General features: G+C 57.0%; 7 protein-coding genes and 1 pseudogene. 7 read left to right on the forward strand and 1 reads right to left on the reverse strand.

Annotated features, from left to right (window positions below; genetic code table 11):
• The coding region (locus RWM61_RS19740; protein ID WP_314004058.1) for a DEAD/DEAH box helicase at window positions 1-1,190 on the reverse strand (1,190 nt) is incomplete at its 3' end.
• A gap of 342 nt (window positions 1,191-1,532) precedes the next feature.
• On the opposite strand from RWM61_RS19740, the gene RWM61_RS19745 reads away from it, so the two are divergent.
• The 7 genes and pseudogenes from RWM61_RS19745 to RWM61_RS19775 all read left to right on the forward strand — a co-directional run.
• Window positions 1,533-1,832, forward strand: coding sequence for a hypothetical protein (locus RWM61_RS19745; RefSeq protein WP_314004060.1), 300 nt, complete (start codon window positions 1,533-1,535; stop codon window positions 1,830-1,832).
• A gap of 47 nt (window positions 1,833-1,879) precedes the next feature.
• Window positions 1,880-3,061: a DUF3900 domain-containing protein gene (locus RWM61_RS19750; RefSeq protein ID WP_314004063.1), complete on the forward strand. Its 1,182-nt coding sequence runs from the start codon at window positions 1,880-1,882 to the stop codon at window positions 3,059-3,061.
• 47 nt (window positions 3,062-3,108) lie between these two features.
• Window positions 3,109-3,468 carry a Lin0512 family protein gene (locus tag RWM61_RS19755; protein ID WP_314004066.1) on the forward strand — a complete coding sequence of 120 codons (360 nt, stop codon included), beginning with the start codon at window positions 3,109-3,111 and terminating at the stop codon, window positions 3,466-3,468.
• A 130-nt stretch (window positions 3,469-3,598) separates the two neighbouring features.
• Window positions 3,599-4,765 (forward strand): PQQ-dependent sugar dehydrogenase, encoded by a 1,167-nt coding sequence (locus RWM61_RS19760; protein ID WP_314004069.1) that lies wholly within the window; start codon window positions 3,599-3,601, stop codon window positions 4,763-4,765.
• 31 nt (window positions 4,766-4,796) lie between these two features.
• Window positions 4,797-5,270, forward strand: a complete 474-nt coding sequence (locus tag RWM61_RS19765; RefSeq protein ID WP_314004072.1) for a PH domain-containing protein — start codon at window positions 4,797-4,799, stop codon at window positions 5,268-5,270.
• Between the two features lie 229 nt (window positions 5,271-5,499).
• Complete coding sequence (locus tag RWM61_RS19770) at window positions 5,500-5,937, forward strand: PaaI family thioesterase (protein WP_314004075.1); 438 nt, start codon at window positions 5,500-5,502, stop codon at window positions 5,935-5,937.
• 249 nt (window positions 5,938-6,186) lie between these two features.
• Window positions 6,187-6,888, forward strand: a pseudogene (locus tag RWM61_RS19775) (alpha/beta fold hydrolase); the annotation flags it as partial.
• Window positions 6,889-6,936: the final 48 nt, after the last annotated feature.

Raw genomic sequence — 6,936 nt, forward strand, 5'->3', positions numbered from 1 at the left:
CTCTTCGCCTCGCTACGCGCCGCGCGAAGGGCCGGCTGCGCCGCTTCGTCATCATCGGCGGCAGCGCCTACGCCGAATTCCACCATCGACTTGCGCTCAAGGCGCGCGTCGATGGCACGCTCGATGCCGTCGAGCCGCGAGCGGTCGCGCGGCGTGACCAGCGTCACGGCGACGCCGCGCTGCCCGGCGCGGCCCGTCCGGCCGATGCGGTGGATGTACCATTCCGCATCCTGCGGAATGTCATAGTTGAAGACGTGCGTCACGCCTTCAACATCGATGCCGCGCGCCGCGACGTCCGTGCAGACGAGCAGCTGCAGCTTCGCGTCGCGGAACCGCTTCATGACCTGCTCGCGCTTCGCCTGCGTCAATTCGCCGTGCAGCTCGTCGCTTTGGAAGCCATGCTCAAGCAGCGCTTCGTTCAGCTTCGCCGCACGGATCTTCGTCCGGCAAAAAATAACCGCCAAATACGGCCTGTACGTCTCCAGCAAACGGATCAGCGTCGGCTGCTTCGAGCGGTCGGTCGTGTCGACCGCGATCTGCCGGATGCTGTCCAGCGTAACGCGCTCGGTGCGGATCGTCACATCCTCGGGCTCGCGCATATAACGTCTGGCCAGCCGGCGGACCGAATCCGGCATCGTCGCCGACAGCAGCACCGTCTGGCGGCTTTCCGGCGTTTGGGCGATCAGCTCTTCGACCTCTGCAAGAAAGCCCATGTGCAGCATTTGGTCCGCTTCGTCGAGCACGAGCACGTCAAGCTCCGACAGCCGGATCGTCCGACGGCGCAAATGGTCGAGCAGCCGTCCCGGCGTGCCGACTACAATCTGCGGCCGTCCGTCGAGCTTGCGAATCTGCGCATCGACGTCCTGCCCGCCGTAAGCGGCCAGCACGTTGGCGCCGACCGCATCCTTGAGCTTTTTGAATTCCTGGGTAATCTGGATCGCAAGCTCGCGTGTCGGCGTTACGACCAAAGCCTGCACGTTATTGTTATTCGGATCGATCCGATTCAGAATCGGCAGCGCGAACGCGAGCGTTTTGCCGGTGCCGGTCTGGGCCTGCACGATCGCGTCACGGCCGGCAAGCAAATGCGGGATGGCGCTTTTCTGCACGGGAGTCGGGTTCGTTAAGCCCTGCATGCGCAGCTGCTCTGTCACCTCCGCGCGTATGCCGAGCTTGTCGAAAGGGGTAGTCATTCGTTAGTCCTCTTTTCACATTGCGTTTGGTATGATTCCCCTAGTATACCAGTTCGACAAGGAAAATAAAGCAAACGCGCTGTCAGCCCGCGATAAAGTTGCAAATGTGTTACTTTTCAGTTCGCCTCGGAATAGTAAATACCGTCGTTATGCGCCGCAGTGGAACGTCCGCTTCAGCTCGTGCACGGCGTCATCATGCGCAAAGACCGGGAGCTGGGAGCGGCGGCGCAAAAATTCATGGAACGGTCGGTTTCCGAGCTGCGCGCCGTTCCGGTATAATGTCTTTATATCGATTGCAGATAGATAACCGTGTTCACTTACCACCAAAGGAGAATCGGCCTGATGGCATTCGGATTGCGCAGAGCGGAGCTCGTCGAGTGGAAAAAGCGGGTGGCCGCCGGAGAGATTGCGTATATGACGCATTACTGGCTGGAGCCGCGGTGGCCGGACATCACGACGGTGACGAAGGTCGGTTGCGCCGATCTCGGGAAGCTGTCCCTTTGGTGCCGGACCAACGGGCTCAATCCCGCTTTCATCCACGCCAGGGACGATTATCCGCATTACGATCTGATCGGAAGCAAGCAGAGAGAGATTTTGGCCCGGGAAGGGCTATGGGAGCAAATCGAGCGGTTCGGCCTTTGATCGGACACGCAGGCATCAATACGGACATAAAGGAGACCGCGCAACACATGTCTTTATCCATTCAATATTTATCGTTTTTCGTCATCCAGACCGACGGGGAGGAGGCCGGCGCATCGAAGCACTTCAAGCATTTCCAGACGTTGGATGGGGAAGCCTATGACGGCAGCGAGCTGAAAAGCTTCCTCGACAGCGAGTTCATTCGCATCCTCAAGCGAAAGGTCGAGCGCAATCCGGGAAGCGAGAACGCGCCGACGAAAATCGGCCGCTTCGAGGTCGAGCCCGGCCACGAGCTGACGGCGAACCCGAACTACAACCTGCTGCAGCGGCTCCGTACGGCCGATAACCGCGAGCAATTTCTCGGTTTTGCCGACGAGGTTGTCCGGGTCTATATGGATACGAGCTCCGTACGCGGAGGCGCCCTGATCGCGGCGACCGCCACGATGAACACCCATTTCGACGAGCCTTTCGTCTTTCTGATGAAGTGCGACTTCGAGCCCAAGATCGCCCGCATCTCCGACGAGCGCAGCCTGATTTCCCATGTCGAGATGGCGATCAGCGCCCGCAACATCAAATCGATCCAGTATCCGCATATGCCGGAGGAGGGCATGATCGCGCCTTGGGAGCTGAAAATCCACCAGGCTTCGCATGCCCGCTACTTCGAGGATTTCCTCAAATACGTGTCGTACGACAAACCGCTGCCCGAGCTGATGAACGAACAGATTCTCGGCATGGTATATCAGCACATGGAAGAGAAATGGCAGGATACGCCGCACGATGACGAGCTGCGCCAGGAGGACGAACAGAAGCTGGAGTTCTGGGCCGCCAGCGACAAACGCGACATCCAGGAGCGCTGGACGCACGAGACGGTAACGGAGGCGGCCGCCCAACTGATCGAGCATAAACCCGATCTCGGCTTCGGCTTCAAGCTGGACGGCGTGGCGGTGAAGGGGCTGTTGGCCGACTACGGCAACAAGATTCACTTCACCAAGCACAACGGCAAGTATGTCGTCATGCTGGAAGGAGACTCGTTCCAATTCGACCGAGGCATGTCTCCGGTCGAGCTGCTTCACCCCGATCCGCTTGAGACGGTATTGGATCGGATCGGAAAGTCATCCGGGATCGATGCCGCAGGCTATGCCGGGCCGGAGAATTATGCGCGAGATGCGGCTGCGGCCGCTTCGGAACCCAGTGGTTCCGATCGTTCCGATGACGATGTGCCATGGGACTGATCGTTGCAGTTCACGACATTAAACATTAACGGGGTGTAATAGAACGTATGGACAAACTGTTTTTTATCGAAATCGGCATGGGAACGGACCTGCACGGACAGAACATTACGAAGGCGTCGGTCCGCGCCGTGCAGAACGCGATTCATACGAATTCGATGCCGGGGCTGCGCTCCGTGCTGCCGGGCGGAACGCTCGACAACATGAAGGTGAATGTGAAGCTGGCCGTACCTTGCGACAAGGACAAACTGGACATTGCGGCGGTAAAGGCGGCGCTGCCGTACGGACAGGTGTCGGTCGAGGTGTCGGACGGCGGCATGCTGACCACGAGCGGTGTCGTGCTGCCGGACAAGGACGACGTGAACGACCTGATCTACGTGGTGATCGCATCCGTTGAAGTCGGCTACTAGGACGAATTGCCGATTTTGCAGATTTATAGTGATAACATTGGCCTATTACGCCGCCATTGGGTGGCGTTTTTGGCTTGTTTGTGGTTAATTAGGTAGTGAGAGCTGTTTGTTGCCGGGGAGGGAAAAGTGGATGAAGCATGCGGTGAGGTTGGCGGTGCTTGCCGCTCTGCTGCTTATGCTTGCGGCATGCTCGGCCGCCGATGATGCGGTGACTGGAAATGGCGGTACGGACGTCAACGAACAAAACGGCGGCAGCGAAAAGGGCGGGGGCGGCGAAGGTGCCGACGGCGCAGGTACCGGGCCGGACGGCGCCGAGTCGACCGAAGGTGCGTTCTATGAAGTGCTGGCGACGAATTTACGGAGTCCATGGTCGATTGCGTTCGACGGGGAAGTTTTTTACATAAGCGAGCGGGACGGCGCGATCGTCCGCGTGGCCGGCGGCAAGATCGAGCGGGAGGAAGTGAAGCTCGCCAAACCGGTCCATCAAGAAGGGGAGAGCGGTTTTCTCGGCCTGGAGCTCGCGTCCGATTTTCGCGACAGCGGTCGGGCTTATGCTTATCATACCTACAATGAGAACGGGCGGTTGTTGAACCGCGTCGTCGTGTTGGAGCGCAAGGACGGCGTATGGACGGAGAAGGAGGCGCTACTGGAGGGCATTCCTGGCGCGGTGTTGCATGACGGGGGGCGTTTGAAGCTCGGTCCGGACGGCTATTTATATATTACAACCGGCGATGCGACCGAAGAGGAACTGGCCCAGAATACGGACAGCCTGGCCGGCAAAATTCTGCGGATGACGCAGGACGGCGATGTGCCGGGCGATAATCCGTTCACCGGTTCGTACGTGTATACATATGGTCATCGCAATCCGCAGGGTATCGGTTGGGACACAAAGGGCGCGATGTTCAGCATGGAGCATGGACCGTCTTCCTCGCCGCGCGGCTACGACGAACTGAACCGGATTCGGCCGGGCTTGAATTACGGCTGGCCTGACGTTTTCGGCGATGAAACGAAGGAAGGTACGGAGCCGCCGGTGTACCATACGGGGGATACGGCTTTAGCGCCGTCGGGCATGGCGATTGACGAGGAGGGCAACATCATCGCGGCGGGATTGGCCGGCTCGAGACTGATCAAGCTGTCGCCGAACGGCGTTGTGCTCGACACGCTGCTGGAGAATGAAGGGCGGCTGCGGGACGTGTTCATCTACAAAGGCAGCTTGTACGTCATCACGAACAATACCGACGGCCGGGGCGAGCCGGGAGACGCGGACGACCGGTTGTTGAAGTTGACCGTAAAGTAACGATTCGGCTGCGATTGGAGGTATGTCAGTCATGGCTGCAAGGGCGGAGCTGCAAACGGTGCGTTTTCGCGTAAAAAGGGATGGCCGTCTGGAGGCGGGGGGGCTGCTTGTCATCGGACTGCTCGATCTGGTGATTTTGTTGCCGCATTTTCGGTCGGAGGACGCTACTTTATTTTCCGATGTTACAGTGATTGGTATTGCGCTTGGCTTGACGCTGCTGATGGGATGGCTGCTGTTCGGCATCAGCTATGTCATGGACCCGGAAGGGTTGATCGTCACCGTGGGCCCGTTCCGCAGCAAAATTCTGTACAGCGACATCACCCGGGTATCGAAGGCGAAAAACCGCTGGGTCGGCTACCGGGCGACGATGTCCGAGGATACGCTCGAGATCCATTACCGTTCAGGCCGTTTCACCAGTGTCAAGCTGTCGCCGGCGGACAAGCAGCGCTTCATCGAGGAGCTCGTCAGGCGCTGCCCGTCGCTGATTATCGGGCCTTTGGAATAATGACATTATAGGTAGGGGCAGGCTGGGTGAACCGGCTTGCTCTTTTGTTTTATGGGCGAGAAGGAAACGGAAGGAAAAGCCGGATATGGGAATTGACCAATCTAAATAGGATGATTATAATATATATTATGATCGACATATTAAATTGTTGCAAGCGCTTATTGTGGAGTGTATTCCACAATATCGGAAAATCAATGCCATAACTTCAGAATTGATAAGGGGATCTGCGATGAACCAGCTAATGGAGCATTATCGGAAAGTGCTTGCAGGAGAGAAGCAACCTTCGCCTGTCGAACAACTTATCGGAATCAGGCTTGTTGAAATTGAAGCGGGTCGTGCGATCTTTGATTTGGAAGCTACCCGGGGTCATTCCAACCCTCAAGGCACACTGAACGGCGGGGTAACGAGTACGCTTGCGGATATCGCTATGGGAGTAGCTTTCGGTACGACGCTCCAGGCGGATGAGAGCTTTACTACAATTGAAATGAAAATTAATTTTTTCAAGCCGATTTGGAATGAAATAATCAGAGCGGATGCCAAGATCATGAAAAAAGGACAGACCGTTGGTTTTGTTGATTGCAGTATATTCAACGAAGACCAAACTCTAGTCGCCTTTGCAACCAGTACTTGTATGACACTTAGAGGGGATAAGGCGAAAGGAAGGTAAACATGGCGATCATCAAATTAAACTGGTGGAGGAATAAACCTGGTGGAGGAATAAACTATGATGGGGAAGATGGGGGACAATTTCGTATCAGGAAAAGCAGTATCAGCTGAGACTGTTGAGACAGCCTATCTGGAGGCCGAGGGCGTCCGGTTTGCATACCGGACGTTTGGTGCGCAATCGGACGAACCACTTGTATTCTGCCATCGTTTTCGCGGCACAATGGACGATTGAGATCCGGAGGTCGTTAACGGGCTGGCCCGTGAGCGTCGTGTCATCCTTTTCGACAACGCCGACGTGGGACTATCCTCCGGTGAGGCGCCCAATACTATTGCCGGCATGGCCAAATACGCGGCAGCCTTTATCGAAGCGCTCGGTCTCAAACAGGTCGATCTTCTCGGCTTCTCGCTGGGCGGTACTGTTGTCCAGCAGTTGACGCTGGACCGTCCCGATCTCGTCCGACGTCTCATACTCGCCGGAACGGGACCAGGGGCGGGTGATGGGATACAGCCTCCTAAGCCGGAGGTGTTTCAGGTTGCCGGCAAGCCGGTTGGCGGACCGGAGGATTTTTTATACCTATTCTTCGAACAGACGGAAACGAGTATGGCTGTGGGCCGTGCCTACCTCTCGCGCCTTGAAAAGCGGGAGGGTCCGCGCGAACCGGTTGTCAAACCGGAGACGATGAAGGCACAGTTATCGGCTATTGCCGCGTGGGGAAAGGGAGAGGGCGCGGCCTACCCGCGGCTCGGGGAGATCAAGCAACCAGTTCTTGTGGCGAACGGAAGCAACGATATTATGATTCCAACGGTCAATTCATTTATCATGGCGCAGCGTTTGCCAAATGCTCAACTTATTATCTACCCCGATTCCGGGCATGGGTTCCTCTTCCAGTACGCGGACCTTTTTGTCGAGCATGCATTATTGTTTTTGAGGCAAAAAGGCACACAGTGGTAAAGTAACCGTCGTAGCTGATAAATGACTGTCGGGATGGAGAGAAAGGCG

The organism is uncultured Paenibacillus sp., from assembly GCF_963515335.1.
GTDB lineage: Bacteria > Bacillota > Bacilli > Paenibacillales > Paenibacillaceae > Paenibacillus_I.